This window comes from Herbaspirillum robiniae (genome assembly GCF_002213415.1).
GTDB lineage: Bacteria > Pseudomonadota > Gammaproteobacteria > Burkholderiales > Burkholderiaceae_D > Herbaspirillum > Herbaspirillum robiniae.
In genome coordinates, this window is the sequence record NZ_NJGU01000001.1 from 706,578 (window position 1) to 723,214 (window position 16,637).

Genomic DNA, 16,637 nt, shown 5'->3' on the forward strand with positions numbered 1-16,637 from the left:
GAGCTCACTGTATCCCGACTGACACAGTGTCCCAATTTGCAACAGGAATGACTCAGGCCGATCATGCGGAAGACGGGAAATCAGTTGATGAAGGATGTGTCGCCCGAGATGACTGAGGTATCGACGAAATCGGAACCCTGATGGCTGCTGGCCGAGAAATTGAGGGGGAAACCGCGATGAGCGAAGTTGTTCTCGTTGATGCTCTCCAGCGCATCGATGAGCTTCTCCCGGGTCGGGTTGCGCCCGGCGCGGCGCAAGCCCTCAACAAATGCACGGGCGCCGATAAAGCCTTCCATGCCGCCGAATGAAAACTCCGTGATGCCGTTGGCCTCCATCAGCTTGCGGTAATCCGACACCAGCGGGATCGAGGCATGCCATGGGGAAGGCACGATCTGGGTGGTGATCACCCCGCGCGACACCTGGCCCAAAGAATCCAGCACCGCGCGCTGCACCACGAGCGAGGCACCGAAGAAGCGCCCGCGGTAACCGGCCGCCTGCACGCTGCGCACGATGCCGACGTTGATGGAGGGGTCGCCGTTGACCAATAGCACCGCATCCGGACGCAAGGCCATGATGCGGCGGACCACGACGGAAAAATCACTGTTGACATCGACTTCCGCCGCCGACAATGAAAAGGTGTGCGCGTCTGCCTGGCGCTGCATCTCTGCCATCAGCCTGCGGCCGAAGATATTGCTCTGGTAGACCGCCAACACGCTGTTTACGCCGAACCGTTGGAACAGCTTGAGCAGGTAACGGTATTCCCGCACGTAGCTGGCACGGGCAGTGAAAACATAGCGATTGAACTGTTCATAGAGCGTCGTCGCGCCGGTGCAAGGAAAGAGGAAAGGAATGCGCGCCCGGGTGACCAGCGGCAACGAAGACTCCACGCTGGGCCAGCCGGCGTAACCGAACATGGCGAACACCTTGTCGGCGTGAATCAGGCGCTCCGTATTTTCCTTGGCCACCTCGCCGTCATAGCCGTCGTCACGGGTCAGCAATTCGATCTTGCGACCGTACACGCCTCCGCGGGCGTTGACTTCCGAGAAATAGGCTTTGGCGCCGACCAGGCATGGCAGCGCGAGAGATGCCAGCGGACCGGTGACGCTGGTGGATTGACCGATGACGATACGGTCAGGATAGATACCTGCCTCGGCCCGCGATTGCAGCGGGTATACCGCAATGCAAGCCGCCAGGGACACCAGCAGAAACTGGACAATATGAATTGCCGCACGAACCATATGAGCCCTCCCATCGCAAGTTTGGCCGCCGGATGCAGCCGGCTGCTGGCGGACGGGAGGGCAAGAAAAAACCGGCCAGTGGCCGGTTTCGATCAGACCGCGTCCGGGCCGGTTTCCCCGGTTCGGATGCGGATCACCTGTTCGACTTCCTGCACGAAGATCTTGCCGTCGCCGATCTTGCCGGTGCGCGCCGCCTTGATGATGGCGTCCACGGCAGGCTCGACCACCTTGTCGTCGACCACGACTTCGATCTTCACCTTGGGGAGGAAATCCACCACGTACTCGGCGCCGCGATAGAGCTCGGTATGGCCTTTCTGGCGACCGAAACCCTTGACCTCGGTGACCGTCAGACCCGTGACTCCGACTTCCGCGAGGGACTCCCGAACCTCGTCCAGCTTGAACGGTTTGATGATAGCGGTCACTTGCTTCATGGCAATTCCTCTCTTTATATGTCGTAATAAAATCGATTGTTAACTAAAAATCTACCGGTAAATGGTTAATTTTTCTTCTACTTTCCTATCCGGCCGACCGGAATCTGCTTGGACGGCAGGCGATTCCGCCCCGTCTTGCCCACTTTCCTGAAACGGCAAGCCACCTTTGCATTGTCAATCAGCAGCCCGCCGCTTTCAACCTCCGATGGCAGGAAGCGGCACAAAAAAGGCTGGCCGGCAGGCCTTGCCGGCCCGGGCATGTCAGGAATTTCCGTCCGGAATGAGATTGAGGCCATCCATCCAGACGGTCGCTTCCGAATCGCTGGGCGCGCGCCAGTCGCCGCGCGGCGAGAGCGACCCGCCGCTGCCGACCTTGGGCGCATTTGGCACGCAGGAGCGCTTGAACTGGCTGGTCTTGAAGAAACGGAACAGGAAGATGCCGAGGTTCTTCTTGATCTGCGCCAGCGTGTATTCGTTGTGCGCGCCGTGCAGGCCGTCCGGCCAGTGCCCCGCCTCGCGGTCGCGCCAGGCGCTGTGCGACAGGAAAGCGACCTTGGCCGGCGTGAAGCCGTAGCGCAGGATGTAATAGAGATTGAAGTCCTGCAGCTCGTAAGGGCCGATGAAGTCCTGCGTGCGCTGTCCCGGCTCGCCGGCCGACTTGCCCGGCACCAGCTCGGGACTGATCTCGGTTTCCAGGATGTGCATCAGCACTTCGGGATGCTTCAGCTCGAGCGAGGCCGACTCGGCCACCCAGCGCACCAGGTGCGTGATCAGGGTCTTGGGCACGCTGGCGTTGACGTTGTAGTGCGACATGTGGTCGCCCACGCCGTAGGTGCACCAGCCCAGCGCCAGCTCGGACAGGTCGCCGGTGCCGATGACGATGGCGCCGTTGTGGTTGGCCAGGCGGAACAGGTGGTTGGTGCGCTCGCCGGCCTGCACGTTCTCGAAGGTGATGTCGTAGACCGGTTTGCCGTCGGCGTAGGGATGGCCGAGATCCTTCAGCATCTGCTCGCAGCTGGGGCGGATGTCGATTTCCTGCGCCGTGCAGCCGACCTGCTCCATCAGCTTGTGCGCCTGCTGCAGCGTGCGGCTGCTGGTGGCGAAGCCAGGCATGGTGTAGGCCAGGATGTTGGTGCGCGGCAGGCCCAGCTTGTCCATCGCCTTGGCGCAGACCAGCAGCGCATGGGTGGAGTCGAGGCCGCCGGAGACGCCGATCACGACCTTCTTGATATTGCTGGAAGACAGCCGCTGCACCAGCGCCTGCACCTGGATGTTGTAGACCTCGCGGCAGCGCAGCTCGCGCTGCTCGGCGTTGGCCGGCACATAGGGGAAACGGGCGACGGCGCGCTTCAGGGGCAATTGCCTGCCCGCCGGCACCTCGACCTCGAAAGCCACGACCTCGAACTTGCGGACTTCGTCGGCATGACGGCGCACCGACTGGCCGAAGCTGGTCTGGTGAAAACGCTCGCGCGAGAGGCGCTCGAGATCCACATCGGCGTAGATCACATGGCCGCCGTCGGCGAAGCGCTCGGACTCGGCCAGCAGTTCGCCGTTCTCGCAGATCAGGGCCTGGCCGTCCCAGGCCACGTCGGTGGTGGACTCGCCGTTGCCGGCCGAGGAATACAGGTAGGCCGCCATGCAGCGGGCCGACTGCTGCGACACCAGCTGATGGCGATAGCCGGACTTGCCGACCACCACGTTGGATGCCGACAGGTTGACCAGCACCGTGGCGCCGGCCAGCGCGGCGAAGGAGGACGGCGGGATCGGCACCCAGACGTCTTCGCAGATTTCAATATGGAAGCGGAAGTCGGCAATGTTGGCGACGTCGAACACCAGGCTGCCGAACGGCACATCCTGCCCCAGCAGGCGCACGCGGCGGGTGATCGCGCAGTCGGCGCCGCTGAACTGGCGCGCTTCGTAGAATTCGCTGTAGTTGGGCAGGTAGGTCTTGGGCACCACGCCGTGGATGCGGCCGCCGGCCACCACCACGGCGCAGTTGAACAGCTGGTGCTCGACCTTCAGCGGCATGCCCACGATCAGCGCGGCCGGGATCCGCCGGGAGGCGTCCAGCACCGTCTGCAGGGCCTGCAGCGAGGCGTCCAGCAAGGCGCGCTGCTGGAACAGGTCCTCGCAGCTGTAGGCCGACAGGCCCAGCTCGGGGAAGGACACCAGCACCGCGCCTTCGGCGGCGGCCTGCTCTGCCAGTTCGATGGTGCGCTGGGCGTTGTAGCCGGGATCGGCGACGCGGCACTGGGGCACCGCCACCGCGACGCGGGCGAAGCCGTGGCTGTACAGATTGAAGAATTCGCTTTGCATGTCGTGCTTTCCGCTGCTTCCTCGCGTGCCGGCTGCGGCCGCCGGCGACGCATTTTTTTCATTTTGCGTAGAATGCCTGTTCGATCCCCTGCGGCGGGCAACGCCGCGCACAGCAACCGAAGAAACAGGTCACGCCACTCTCTGTTCAATGAATTATCGCACGCGAATCGTTTCTTCTCTGGCCGATATCGGCCAAGCCGGCTGGGACGGCCTGGCCGCGGCCCAGCACGAGGCCAATCCCTTCCTCTCCTACGCCTTCCTGCATGCGCTGCACGAAAGCGGCTCGGCCTGCGCCGACACCGGCTGGCAGCCGCATTACCTGACCGTCTGGCAAGGCGAGGAGCTGGCAGCCGCCCTGCCGCTCTACCAGAAGTTCCATTCCTACGGCGAGTACGTGTTCGACTGGGCCTGGGCCGAGGCCTACCAGCGCCACGGGGTGGACTACTATCCCAAACTGCTGTCGGCGATTCCCTTTACCCCGGTGCGCGGCAGCCGCCTGATGGCGCGCGACGAACAGGCGCGCTCGGCGCTGCTGGCGGCGCTGCAGGCGTTGCAGCAGGAGGGGGAGTTTTCCTCCACCCACGTGCTCTATCCGTCGCCCGAACAGGCAGAAGCCCTGGCCGACGCCGGCTTCCTGCTGCGCAGCGGGGTGCAGTTCCACTGGCACAACGAGGGCTATGCCAGCTTCGACGAGTTCGTCGCCACGCTGGATCGCAAGAAGCGCAAGAACATCCTGGCCGAACGGCGCAAGGTGGCCGAACAGGGCGTCACCTTCGAGCAGTTGCGCGGCGGCGAGATCGGCGAGGAGCACTGGCGCTTCTTCAACCGCTGCTATCGCCACACCTATTCGGACCACTATTCCACGCCCTACCTCAACCTGGACTTCTTCCGGTGCATCGGCCAGGCCATGCCGCAGCACCTGCTGCTGACCATCGCCCGGCGCGAGGGCAAGCCGATCGCGTCCTCGCTCACGGTCTATGACCGCGACACGCTCTACGGCCGCTATTGGGGGGCGCTGGAGCACGTCCCCTGCCTGCATTTCGAAACGGCCTACTATCAGCCGCTGGAATTCTGCATCGCCGAGAAGATCACCTGGTTCGAAGGCGGCGCCCAGGGCGAGCACAAGATGGCGCGCGGCTTCCTGCCGCAAAAGACCTGGTCGGCGCACTGGCTGGCGCATCCCGGCTTCTACGACGCGGTCGAGCATTTCCTGCAGCGCGAAGGCGGCGGGATCGACGACTACCTGAGCGAACTGAACGAACGCAATCCCTTCCGCGATCCGCCACGCTGAGTCCATCCACGCCATAAAAAACGGCCGATACCCGCAACGCGGATATCGGCCATTCCCTTGCCCGCCACCGGCACATGGCGCCGGTCCCGGACCCGGCGGCCATGCGCTTGGGCGTCAGGCGCCCGCCTTGCGCGTCACTTGTAGCCGACGCGGTCCAGCATCTGCAGCACCTTCTGCTGGTTGGCGCCGACCGCGCCAACGTTGATCACTTCAGCCTTGAACGAACCCATCTTCAGCAGCGCCGGGTTCTCGGTCTTCACGCTGGCCACAGCCGGCCATTCGTTGTTGCCTTCGGCGAAATAGCGCTGGGCCTTGTCGCCGGCCAGGTATTCCAGGAACTGCACGGCTTCAGCCTTGTGCGGCGCGTTCTTGGCCACGCCGGCGCCGGCGATGTTCACGTGCGCGCCGTAGCTCTTCTGGTTGGGCCAGATGATGCCGACCTTCTCCATCAGCGCCACGTCTTCAGGCTTGGTGGAGCGCAGCAGGCGCGCCACGTAATAAGAGTTGGAGATGGCCACGCCGCATTCGCCCGAGCCTACCGCCTTGATCTGGTCGGTGTCGCCGCCCACCGGCTGGCGCGCCTGGTTGGCGACCATGCCCTTCAGGACTTCCTCGGTCTTGGCCGCGCCGTTGTGCTCCAGCAGCGCGCCGAACAGCGAGACGTTGTACGGGTGCGAACCGCTGCGGGTGCACAGCTTGCCCTTGTTCTTGGGATCGGCCAGCGATTCGTAGGTGTCGACGTCTTCAGCCTTCACGTTGGCCTTGTTGTAGACGATCACGCGGGCCCGGGTCGAGAAACCGAACCACTGCGCGCCGTCGGCGCCTTCCTTGCTGTGCAGCTGGGCCGGAATGCGCTCGTCCAGCACCTTCGACTTGACCGGCTGGAACAGGCCGTCGCTCTGCGCCTTCCACAGGCGCGCGGCGTCCACCAGCAGGATCACGTCGGCCGGGCTGGAAGCGCCTTCGCTTTTCAGGCGCGCCAGGATGCCGGCGTCGTCGCCGTCGATACGGTTGATCTTGATGCCGGTGGCCTTGGTGAAATCGGCGTAAAGCGCTTCGTCAGTCTGATAGTGACGCGCCGAGTAGAGGTTGAGTACCTTCTCCTGGGCGAAGGCAGACAGCGCGGTACCGGCCAGCAAGGCGCCGACCATGAGTTGACGAGGGAACATGAACCATCCTTTTCCAAAAAATGAACGAATGCCGCGTCGACAGGGCGAGCGGGCTTCTTTTTTTGGCGCGGGAGGCGGTCCGGGGATGCTGCGCGGGTCCGGCTTTTCGCGATGGCGGCATCGTGCGATGCCTTGTTGTTGGTATGCGGCTTCAGTATCGAAAACCGGATGCGACTATATCACGGATAAGAAGCATTATCATTTAAAACGCCCTGCTCCCGGCACAAAAAGAAAAATGCCCCACGCGCCATGCGCCGGGGCATTTTTCATTCGCAGCCGGAAACCGGATCAGGCCAGCACCTTGACGCCGAAATCGACGCCGATGCCGGCCCACCACTCCTGCTCCTTCTGGAACCAGAAGCCGATGCTCGGGTGTTCCTTGATGTAGTCGCGCCGGATCTCCAGGTCGATCTTGCTCTTGAGCTTGACCTTGACCTTGTCCGGATCCAGCGTGATGTGCGAATGCATGAACATCACCGCCAGCCGCAGCGCCAGCACCGCCTTGGCGAAATCGACGTCGGCCAGCATCTCGCTGATCTTCTTCAGGTTGCCCTTCTGCCCCAGGATCAGCGTACTCATCAGCTTCTGCTCGCGGGTGGTGAAACCGGGCAGGTCGGCATTGGCGATCATGTAGGCCGAATGCTTGTGGTAGCCGGTGGGCGACACCACCAGGCCGGTCTCGTGCAGCAAGGCGCCCCAGTAGAGATAGCGCGCATAGGAATCGGTGGCGGGCTTGAGCACCTGGAAGAAGCCCAGCGCGGTCTCGGCCACGCTGTGCGCGCGCGCGGCGTCGACATGGAAGCGGCGCGCGAAGTCTTCCACCGACAGCTCGCGGCGGTCGGACTGCGTGGCGCGCAGCTGCAGGTCCCACATCACGCCCATGCGCAGGCCGGCTTCAACCGGCGTGACGAACTCGATGCCGAACTCCTGCATGAAACCGATCAGCACCGCCAGCCCGCCCATGATGACGCCGGCGCGGTCCGGCTTCATGCCGTCCAGCTCGATCTGGCTGACATGGCCGAAATCGATCAGGCGCTGCATCAGGTCGTCCAGGCTGGACAGTGAAATGCGGCCGTCGCCCATGCCGTTGCGCTCGATGGTATCGGCGATCGCCCGCATGGTGCCGGACGAACCGTAGACGTTGATGCCTTCGCTGAAGCTGAACAGGTGCACCGCGTCCTCGACGTGCGAGCGTGCGGAGATGATGGCGCGCTCGAAGGCTGCCGCCGTGATGGCGCCGTCCGGGAAAAACGCCAGGCTCTGGTTGACCGTGCCGATGCCGAAGGACTCGACATGGCGGATGTGGCCGCCCAGGCCGCGCACGACCTCGGTGGAGCCGCCGCCGATGTCGATCACCATGCGCTCTTCTTCCGGCTCGGCCAGCACGCCGGCCACGCCCATGTAGATCAGGCGCCCCTCTTCCTCGCCGGAGATGATTTCCACCGGGTAGCCGATGGCGCGCTCCAGCTCGGGCAGCAGCTCGTGCGAATTCCTGGCCACGCGCAGCGTGTTGGTCGCCACCACGCGCACGGCGTTGAGGGAGTAGTCGCGCAGGATGGCGCGAAAGCGCGTGAGCGAATCGATGGCAGTCTTGCAGGCTTGCTCGGTCAGGTTGCCGTTCTTGTCGAGGCCGGCCGCCAGGCGAATGGGATCGCGCGCGCTCTTGATCACGCGGATGCCGCCGTCCTCATATTTGCCGATATGCAGACGAAAGCTGTTGGAACCGAGATCTACCGCTGCAAACATTCATTTCCTTCCGAAGTTGAATCCGGGACAGGGATCCGGACTTCAAAAATGCCTAAACAATTTAATCCGCTGCATGTGGCCGCCCAGACAAGATAATCGGCTTCCATGACAGTTTAATGACACCCTGCGCGCCGCGCCGGGCCGATTTGCGCCGGCCGCATCGCCGTATCGGCCGCCAGGCCGCGCGCAGCCTGTAAAATGGAGGATATCCGGGCGCCGTGTTGCGCCGCAAATATTATTTTATACAATTTATCCTTTTCGCTTTCCATGCCGGGCATTCTTTATCTGATCCCCAACACCCTGGGCCCCGTCGAACTCCCCGCCGAAGACGGCGCGCCGCATCCGCTGGACGCCATCATCCCGCGTGAAGTGCAGGCCATCGCCGCGCGCCTGGATTACTTCGTCGCCGAAAACGCCAAGACCACGCGCGCCTTCCTCAAGCTGCTGGCCAGCCGCCAGCCGCTGGCGAAGCCCATCCAGGAAATCGGCATCGCCGAGCTCAACGTCAACACCGCCGCGGCGGCGTTGCCGGCCTTGCTGGCGCCGCTGCTGGAAGGACGCGACGGTGGCCTGATTTCGGAAGCCGGCGTGCCGGCAGTGGCCGATCCCGGCGCCAACCTGGTGCGCCTGGCCCACCAGCGCGGTATCCAGGTGCGCCCGCTGGTGGGGCCGTCCTCGCTGCTGCTGGCGGTGATGGCCAGCGGCCTGAACGGCCAGAGCTTCGCCTTCAACGGCTACCTGCCCACCGACGCCGAGGCGCGCGGCAAGCGCATCCGCCAACTGGAAGACCGTTCGCGCAAGGAGAAGCAGACCCAGCTGCTGATCGAAACGCCCTACCGCAACGCCGCCATGCTGGAAGCGCTGGCCGGCAACTGCCAGCCCGGCACGCTGGTCTGCGTGGCGACCGACCTCAGCCTGCCGACCGAGTCGGTGCGCACGCTGAGCGCGGCGCAATGGAAGACCGCGCTGGCGGCCGGCAAGGGGCCGGATTTCCACAAGAAGCCGACGGTGTTCCTGCTGCTGGCGGATTGATCCCCTTGCCTGCGCGCAGATGACGGACAAAAGAAAAAGGCCGGCAGCGCATGCAGCCGGCCTTTTTCGTTGAACCCTGCGAAACTCAGCGCAACTGCGGCACCGAAGACGACATCAGCGTCTTGGCCATGCCCGCGCCGAAGGCCACGCCGAATTTCTTCAGCACGCGCTCCGACAGGTTCTCGGTCTGGGTATAGTCGACCACGTCTTCGGCCTTGATGACGTCGCGCGCCACGCTGTCGACCGTGCCGTAGCCGTCGGCCAGGCCCAGCTCGACAGCCTTGGAGCCGGTCCACACCAGGCCGGAGAAGGTCTCCGGGGTTTCTTTCAGGCGCGTGCCGCGGCCCTGGCGCACCACTTCGATGAACTGCTGGTGGATCTCTTCCAGCATGGCCTGCGCGTATTCACGCTGCTTCGGGCTTTGCGGGCTGAACGGATCGAGGAAGCTCTTGTTCTCGCCCGCGGTCAGCAGGCGGCGTTCGACGCCCAGCTTGTCCATCAGGCCGGTGAAGCCGAAACCGTCCATCAGCACGCCCACCGAACCGATCAGGCTGGCCTTGTTGACGTAGATGCGGTCGGCCGCGGCGGCGATGTAGTAGCCGCCCGAAGCGCACATTTCCTCGACCACGACGTAGATCGGCTTCTTGGGATACTCCTTGCGCAGGCGGGTGATCTCGTCGTTGATCATGCCGGCCTGTACGGGGCTGCCGCCGGGGCTGTTGATCTTGAGGATCACGCCGACCGAATCTGCGGCGGCGAAAGCCTTGTCCAGCGCGGGGATGACCACGCCGGCCGAACCCTGGCCTTCGGATTCGATGGTGCCGCGGATCTCGACCAGCGCCGTATGGGTGCCCAGCGGCTCGGCCTCGGTCTTGCCGTAGGTGAAGGCCAGCCACACGCCGAACACGATCGCCATCAGGATCACGATGCGGAAGAAGATGCCCCAACGGCGGCGCGCACGCTGTTCCTTGACCGCGAACAGCGCCAGTTTTTCGAGCACGTCGCGCTCCCAGCCGGGCTTCTTGTCCTCGCGGGCGGGCTTGGGCGGCGTCACGCCGGCTTCAGGCGCAGGCGTGGCCTGCGGTTGCGGTTTCGATTCCGGATTTTCAAATTCGTTGTTGCTCATAGGCTCACTCAAAGCGGCGCGGCGGCCGGCGGCCGTCCTGCGCTAATTCCCCAAAAGGCTCATGCCCCGGCGGGCTTGACGATCTCGTCCGGGCGCCAATAGATCTGCCCGTCCCGCTCCACCGTCATGATCTTACGCAAATGCGCGCCGGTACAAGGACCGCCCTCGCATTTCCCCGTATCGGGCGCATAAACCGCGCCATGTGTTGCGCACATGAGATACAGGCCGCTGGATTCGAAGAACTCGCCCTCGGCCCAGTCCAGCTCCACCGGCACATGCGCGCAGCGGTTCAGGTAGCCGAACACCGCGCCGCCGTAGCGCACCACGAAGCCGGTGGCGTCGTCGCCATGGACCATCACGGGAAAGCGCTTGCCCAGTCCGCCCTCGACGATGTCGGAGGAAGCGCAGATCAGGATCTCGGTCGGGCTGTTCATTGGCAATGGCTGTGAATGGCGTGGAAAACGGCGGCTCAGGCGTTATCGGTCAGCCACTGGTGCAGCTCGCGGATGGATTTGGCCGAATACAGCGGCGCCAGCTCGTGCAGCTGGGTCGCCGGATGCGCGCCGAACTCGACCGCCACGCCCTTGGCGCCGGCATTGATGGCCATCTGCAGGTCATGCGTGGTGTCGCCGACCATCACGGTGCGGTGCATGTCCTGCCCCAGCTCGCGGGTCAGCTCCTGCAGCATCGCCGGATGTGGCTTGGAGAAGGTCTCGTCGGCGCAGCGCGTGGCGTCGAACACCGACAGCAGGCCGGTGCTGTTCATCGCACGGTTGAGCCCGACGCGGCTCTTGCCGGTGGCCACCGCCAGGAAATAGCCCTGCTGCGACAGGTCGGCCAGCATCTCGGGCACGCCGTCGAACAGCGTCAGGTCCTTGTCCTGCCCCAGGTAATGGTGGCGATAACGCTCGACGATGCGCGGATAGTATTTGGGATCGACGTCAGGGATCGCCGCCTGCATGGCGTCCTGCAGGCCCAGGCCGATCACGTAGGATGCGGCGCTCTTGTCGGGAATCGGCAGGCCGAGGTCGCGCGCGGCGGCCTGGATGCAGCGCACGATGGTCGAGGTGCTGTCCATCAGGGTGCCGTCCCAGTCGAAGACGATCAGGTCGAATTGCTTTCTTGCCATGTTTGTTTTCGCTTTGCTCAGTGGCCGGCGAGGTTCAACCGGCGGACTTGCGTATCTGTTAATTCCCGGCAGAAAGTATCACATCCCGGCCGACTGCGGCATCCCTGATTCAAGCTTCCCCGTCGTCGCCGATTCCGGCCGGCAATGTTTCATCGTCGCCGGCCTCCTGCAGGCTGCGCAGGAAGTTTTCGCATTCCTGCGGCAAGGCCGCCTTCAGGGTCACCTTCTCGCCGCTCTCGGGATGGGTGAAGGTGATGCGCCAGGCATGCAGGAACATGCGCTTGAAGGCGATGCGGCGGCCATCGGCCTTCTGCATCGCCTTGTTCAGGGCGAAATCGCCGTACTTGTCGTCGCCCACGATGGGAAAACCGCTGGAAGACAGGTGCACCCGGATCTGATGCGTGCGACCGGTCTTCAGTTCAGCTTCCAGCAGCGCGAATTCGCCGAAGCGGCGCATCAGGGAAAACACCGTATGCGAAGGCTGGCCGTCGGCCTGCACCCGCACCCGGCGTTCGCCGTCGGGCGTGCTGTACTTGAACAGCGGCAACTTCACGTGCTGGCGCGCGTTCTTCCAGTCGCCCTGCACCAGCGTCAGGTAGCGCTTGTCGGTGACGCCGTCGCGCATCTGGTCGTGCAGGTTGGTCAATGCGGAGCGCTTCTTGGCGATCAGCAGCACGCCGGAGGTGTCGCGATCCAGGCGGTGCACCAGTTCCAGGAACTTGGCCTGGGGACGCGCGGCGCGCAGTTGCTCGATGACGCCGTAGCTCACGCCGGAACCGCCGTGCACGGCCACGCCGGCCGGCTTGTCGATCACCAGCATGTGGCTGTCTTCGAGCAGGATGCGGAATTCGGCGCCGGGAACGATGTTCTCTTGCCTCTCCGCAACTCGTATTGGCGGCACGCGCACGACGTCGCCTTCGACCAGGCGATAGGTCTGGTCGATGCGGCCCTTGTTGACCCGCACCTCTCCCGAACGCAGCACGCGGTAGATATGGCTCTTGGGAACGCCTTTGCAGATCCGTAGCAGGAAATTGTCGATCCGTTGCCCCGACTCTTCCTCGGAAATGGTCAGCAATTGCACCTGAGGGACATTCTGCGAGGCTGTTGCGCTCCCGGAAGGCGCCGCCCCTTTGGCGGATTCAGAAGCCCCCCTAGAAAATCTCGCTAAGTCCTTCATTTTGAATATATAATCGATCGACGCTGGTCAAAAAACCGCGTCAGTAGAATAAAAAGGAACATTCTACACAAGAGGAGACTTCGTCAGCCTCGCTCCTTTGCAAAATAGACGAAGGGGGCCCCGAAAACCACGACGCGCGGCAAGGCAGACGCAAAAAAACGCACTGCAACGGCTCAATCGGAATCGATCAACGAGCCGTGAATGCCACCGTCCTGATTGACGTAAGGCCTCGAAAACGAGTACGCACCTTCCCTGCGCGAGTCCAGTTTGCACCGCAGTTGCAATCGGATAACGCACTTGGAAGTGGAACAGATTTGTTTGGATCATCAGGATAAAAGTCTGGCAAGACTCGCATCCGGTGTTCCGGTTTCCGGACCGCAGCGCACAGCCCCCAGGCGAAAAGCAGCGCAGGAGACGGCAGGCCCACACGGCCCCTCCCGCCTCCCGCAGCGCATCGCACAGGGCCATGCCTCGGACGCAACCGGTTCATCGCGAAGCTTGCCGGTTGATGCAGTAAAACCCGATCGCCGTCGCCAACCCTTATTACTATGTTTCGTTTGGCTTCACAGACCAGCTTACCGTCCGCAGCAGCCTGCGCGACCGCCTATGGCGGAGCGCGCGGCGCGGATACGGCGCTGCCCGGCGATCCGGCCCGCTGCATCCGCGCCCCGTTGTGCTTGAGTGCCTCATCAGCTTGATACGAGCTGCACTCCACACAGTAAGGCAATTCCCTTCCCCAATCACTTCGTTCTCGCGTACATCCCCTGTACCTTTTGGCGCCGCATCCGAACCGGATCGCGCCATTTGAAGGATCTTCGGATCCCGGAGTGAAAACATGAAACGTATGTTGTTCAACGCTACGCAGCAGGAAGAACTGCGCGTAGCGATCGTTGACGGTCAGAAACTGATCGACATCGATATCGAAACGACTGGACGCGAACAGCGCAAGTCCAACATCTACAAGGGCGTCATCACCCGCATCGAGCCCTCGCTCGAAGCCTGCTTCGTCAACTACGGCGAAGAGCGCCATGGCTTCCTGCCGTTCAAGGAAGTGGCCCGCTCCTACTTCAAGGAAGGCATCGACGTCCGCAACGCGACCATCAAGGAAGCGCTGCGCGAAGGCCAGGAAATCATCGTCCAGGTCGAAAAGGAAGAGCGCGGCAACAAGGGCGCCGCCCTGACCTCCTTCATCTCGCTGGCCGGCCGCTACCTGGTGCTGATGCCCAACAACCCGCGCGGCGGCGGCGTCTCCCGCCGGGTCGAAGGCGAAGACCGCCAGGAACTGCGCGAAACCATGGACAAATTGGACCTGCCCACCGGCATGTCCGTCATCGCCCGCACCGCCGGCATCGGCCGCAACGTCGACGAGCTGCAGTGGGACCTGAACTACCTGATGCAACTGTGGCGCGCCATCGAAGGCGCCGGCCAGTCCGCTTCGGGCGCCTTCCTGATCTACCAGGAATCCTCGCTGGTCATCCGCGCCATCCGCGACTACTTCCAGCCCGACATCGGCGAAATCCTGATCGACACCGACGACATCCACGACCAGGCCCAGCAGTTCATGGCCCACGTGATGCCGGACATGGTCCATCGCGTCAAGCGCTACCGCGACGACGTGCCGCTGTTCTCGCGCTTCCAGATCGAACATCAGATCGAAACCGCCTACTCGCGCACCGTGCCGCTGCCTTCGGGCGGCGCCATCGTGATCGACCACACCGAAGCCCTGGTTTCGGTCGACGTCAACTCGGCGCGCGCCACCCGCGGCAGCGACATCGAGACCACCGCGTTCTACACCAACCTTGAAGCGGCCGACGAAGTGGCCCGCCAGCTGCGCTTGCGCGACCTGGGCGGCCTGATCGTGATCGACTTCATCGACATGGAGAACAGCAAGAACCAGCGCGAAGTCGAAGGCCGCCTGAAAGACGCCCTGCACCACGACCGCGCCCGCGTCCAGATGGGCAAGATCTCGCGCTTCGGCCTGATGGAACTGTCGCGCCAGCGCCTGCGCCCGTCGCTGTCCGAAGGCAGCCACGTGACCTGCCCGCGCTGCAACGGCACCGGCCACATCCGCGATACCGAATCCTCCGCCCTGCAGGTCCTGCGCATCATCCAGGAAGAGGCGATGAAGGAAAACTCGGCCGCCATCCATGTGCAGGCGCCGGTGGACGTCGCCGCCTTCCTGTTGAACGAGAAGCGCGGCGAAATCCTGAAGATCGAGACGCGCCATCGCGTCACGGTCATCATGATCCCCAACAAGCACCTGGAAACCCCGCACTACAAGATGGAACGGATCAAGCACGACGATCCGCGCCTGGACGACGCCCAAGCCAGCTACGCCATGGCCGAGCAGGCCGACACCGACATCGGCTACAACAAGCGCCAGAAGGAAGACGTCAAGCCGCGCCAGGAAGCCGTGGTCAAGGGCATCACCCCCGACCAGCCGGCCCCGATCGTCGAGCGCAAGGTCGCCGAACCGGTCGCCGCTCCCGTGCCGCCGCCGACGCTGGCGCCGGAATCGGGCCTGCTGGGCAAGATCTTCAGCTTCTTCCGCAAGAAGCCGGTCGCCCCCGCCCCTGCGCCCGCCCCGGTCGAAGCCAAGGCGCCGGCCAAGCGCGAAGGCGAACGCAGCAGCCGCAACAACCGCGACCGTAACGGCCGCAACCGCAACGAGCGCAACGGCGAACGCCCGCAACGCGGCCGCGACGGCGCCCCGGCGGCAGCCGAACTGAAGGCCGGCGAAGCCGTGGAAGGCAAGCAGCCGCGCCAGCCGCGTCCTCCGCGCGAACCCAAGGAAGGCCGTGAACCGCGCGAGCCGCGTGAGATCCAGGCCCGCGAAGGCCAGGAGCAGAAGGAGCCGCGCCGCAACGAGCCACGCGAAGGCCGCGAGCCGCGCGAGGCCCGCGAACCGCGTGAAGGCCGTGAACAGCGCGAACCGCGTGAACCGCGCCAGCCGCGTGAACCTCGCGCACCGCGTGGCGAACGCAAGGAAGCCAAGTCCGAGGAAGGCCTGCCGCTGGAAGCAGCACTGGCCGCCGGCGCCGCAACTGCCGGCGTGGCAGTGGCCGCAGGCGCCGTTGCCATCGCCAACGATGAGCAGGCTGCGCAGGTCGAAGGCGCACAAGTCGAGGCCGGCGAAGGCGCGGAAGGCGCCGAAGGCGGTTCCGAACCGCGTCGCCGCCGCCGTCGTGGCGGTCGCAACCGTCATCGCCGCGAACGCGACGAAAACGGCAACCTGATCGACAACGGCGAAGGCAATGCCGAGGCCGGCGAAGAAGCCGCTGAAGGCGCCGAAACCGCCGTCGCCGCCGATGCGGCGGCAGTGGAAGCCGCTCCGGTGGCAGCCCCGGTCGAGGTGGCGCAAGCCGCCGTGGCCCAGGCCTCCTTCACCGAATCGCCGGTGCCGCAGCAAGCGGCCGACACCCCGGCAGCTGCCCCCGCGCAAACCGCCGCCACCGTCGAAAGCGGCGTGAACTCGGTGGAAGCCGTGGCCGCAGCGGCAGCCGAGGCAACCGAAGCCGTCTTCGCACGCAGCGAGCCGATCGAGCCGGCAGCGCCGTCGATCGACGCCAGCTTCGCGCCCGCCCCGGCCTTCGAGCCGGTGCAGGCGCCGGTCGAAGCCCCGGCCGCGTCGGAAGCCCCGGTTGAAGTCGCGCCGGCAGCAGCGCCGCAGCAGATCAGCCTGCTGGATGCGGTGGAAGCCGCTCCCGCGCCCCAGGCAGCCGCTCCGGTAGCCCCGGCCGCTGCTGCACCGGCGCAAGCCGGCGGCAATGGCGCCCAGTGGGACTCGCTGAACCAGATGCTGTCGCAAGCCGGCCTGACCCTGGCGACCACCGATCCGGTGAAACTGCGCGCAGCGCAGGAAGCCTCGGCCGCCATCGTGCCGGCGCCGCGCGTGCCGCGCGAGCGCAAGCCGCTGCCGCCGCAGTCGACCGATCCTCTGGTCCAGGTGGAAACCCGCCGTTGATCGGCCTGAGGGCAGGAT

The 16,637-nt window shown here is 64.5% G+C and carries 12 protein-coding genes; 3 read left to right on the forward strand and 9 right to left on the reverse strand.

Features of this window, described 5'->3' with window-relative positions:
• Positions 1-80: 80 nt before the first annotated feature.
• The 3 genes from CEJ42_RS03110 to CEJ42_RS03120 all read right to left on the reverse strand — a co-directional run bounded on the left by CEJ42_RS03110 (position 81) and on the right by CEJ42_RS03120 (position 3,985).
• Positions 81-1,238, reverse strand: a complete 1,158-nt coding sequence (locus CEJ42_RS03110; protein ID WP_088749988.1) for an ABC transporter substrate-binding protein — start codon at positions 1,236-1,238, stop codon at positions 81-83.
• 92 nt (positions 1,239-1,330) lie between these two features.
• Complete coding sequence (locus tag CEJ42_RS03115) at positions 1,331-1,669, reverse strand: P-II family nitrogen regulator (RefSeq protein ID WP_079215379.1); 339 nt, start codon at positions 1,667-1,669, stop codon at positions 1,331-1,333.
• A 261-nt stretch (positions 1,670-1,930) separates the two neighbouring features.
• The gene (locus tag CEJ42_RS03120) at positions 1,931-3,985 is read right to left on the reverse strand and encodes an NAD(+) synthase (protein ID WP_088749989.1); all 2,055 of its coding nucleotides are present in this window, start codon (positions 3,983-3,985) and stop codon (positions 1,931-1,933) included.
• A 148-nt stretch (positions 3,986-4,133) separates the two neighbouring features.
• Between CEJ42_RS03120 and CEJ42_RS03125 the strand changes: the two genes are divergently transcribed.
• Positions 4,134-5,276: a GNAT family N-acetyltransferase gene (locus CEJ42_RS03125; RefSeq protein WP_088749990.1), complete on the forward strand. Its 1,143-nt coding sequence runs from the start codon at positions 4,134-4,136 to the stop codon at positions 5,274-5,276.
• Positions 5,277-5,410: 134 nt separating this feature from the next.
• On the opposite strand, the gene CEJ42_RS03130 is transcribed toward CEJ42_RS03125, so the two are convergent.
• Positions 5,411-6,445, reverse strand: coding sequence for an extracellular solute-binding protein (locus CEJ42_RS03130; RefSeq protein WP_088749991.1), 1,035 nt, complete (start codon positions 6,443-6,445; stop codon positions 5,411-5,413).
• 288 nt (positions 6,446-6,733) lie between these two features.
• Positions 6,734-8,191: a Ppx/GppA phosphatase family protein gene (locus tag CEJ42_RS03135; protein WP_079215383.1), complete on the reverse strand. Its 1,458-nt coding sequence runs from the start codon at positions 8,189-8,191 to the stop codon at positions 6,734-6,736.
• Positions 8,192-8,458: 267 nt separating this feature from the next.
• Between CEJ42_RS03135 and CEJ42_RS03140 the strand changes: the two genes are divergently transcribed.
• Positions 8,459-9,223, forward strand: coding sequence for an SAM-dependent methyltransferase (locus tag CEJ42_RS03140; protein WP_088749992.1), 765 nt, complete (start codon positions 8,459-8,461; stop codon positions 9,221-9,223).
• Positions 9,224-9,308: 85 nt separating this feature from the next.
• Here CEJ42_RS03140 and CEJ42_RS03145 read toward each other — a convergent pair whose 3' ends face one another.
• The 4 genes from CEJ42_RS03145 to rluC all read right to left on the reverse strand — a co-directional run bounded on the left by CEJ42_RS03145 (position 9,309) and on the right by rluC (position 12,655).
• The gene (locus CEJ42_RS03145) at positions 9,309-10,349 is read right to left on the reverse strand and encodes a S49 family peptidase (protein ID WP_079215385.1); all 1,041 of its coding nucleotides are present in this window, start codon (positions 10,347-10,349) and stop codon (positions 9,309-9,311) included.
• Positions 10,350-10,408: 59 nt separating this feature from the next.
• A complete protein-coding gene (locus tag CEJ42_RS03150) occupies positions 10,409-10,783 on the reverse strand; it encodes a Rieske (2Fe-2S) protein (protein ID WP_079215386.1) in 375 nt (124 codons plus the stop codon).
• 35 nt (positions 10,784-10,818) lie between these two features.
• A complete protein-coding gene (locus CEJ42_RS03155; protein ID WP_079215387.1) occupies positions 10,819-11,478 on the reverse strand; it encodes an HAD-IIIA family hydrolase in 660 nt (219 codons plus the stop codon).
• 109 nt (positions 11,479-11,587) lie between these two features.
• Complete coding sequence (gene rluC, locus CEJ42_RS03160; protein WP_079215388.1) at positions 11,588-12,655, reverse strand: 23S rRNA pseudouridine(955/2504/2580) synthase RluC; 1,068 nt, start codon at positions 12,653-12,655, stop codon at positions 11,588-11,590.
• An 835-nt stretch (positions 12,656-13,490) separates the two neighbouring features.
• On the opposite strand from rluC, the gene CEJ42_RS03165 reads away from it, so the two are divergent.
• A complete protein-coding gene (locus tag CEJ42_RS03165; protein ID WP_088749993.1) occupies positions 13,491-16,619 on the forward strand; it encodes an Rne/Rng family ribonuclease in 3,129 nt (1,042 codons plus the stop codon).
• Positions 16,620-16,637: the final 18 nt, after the last annotated feature.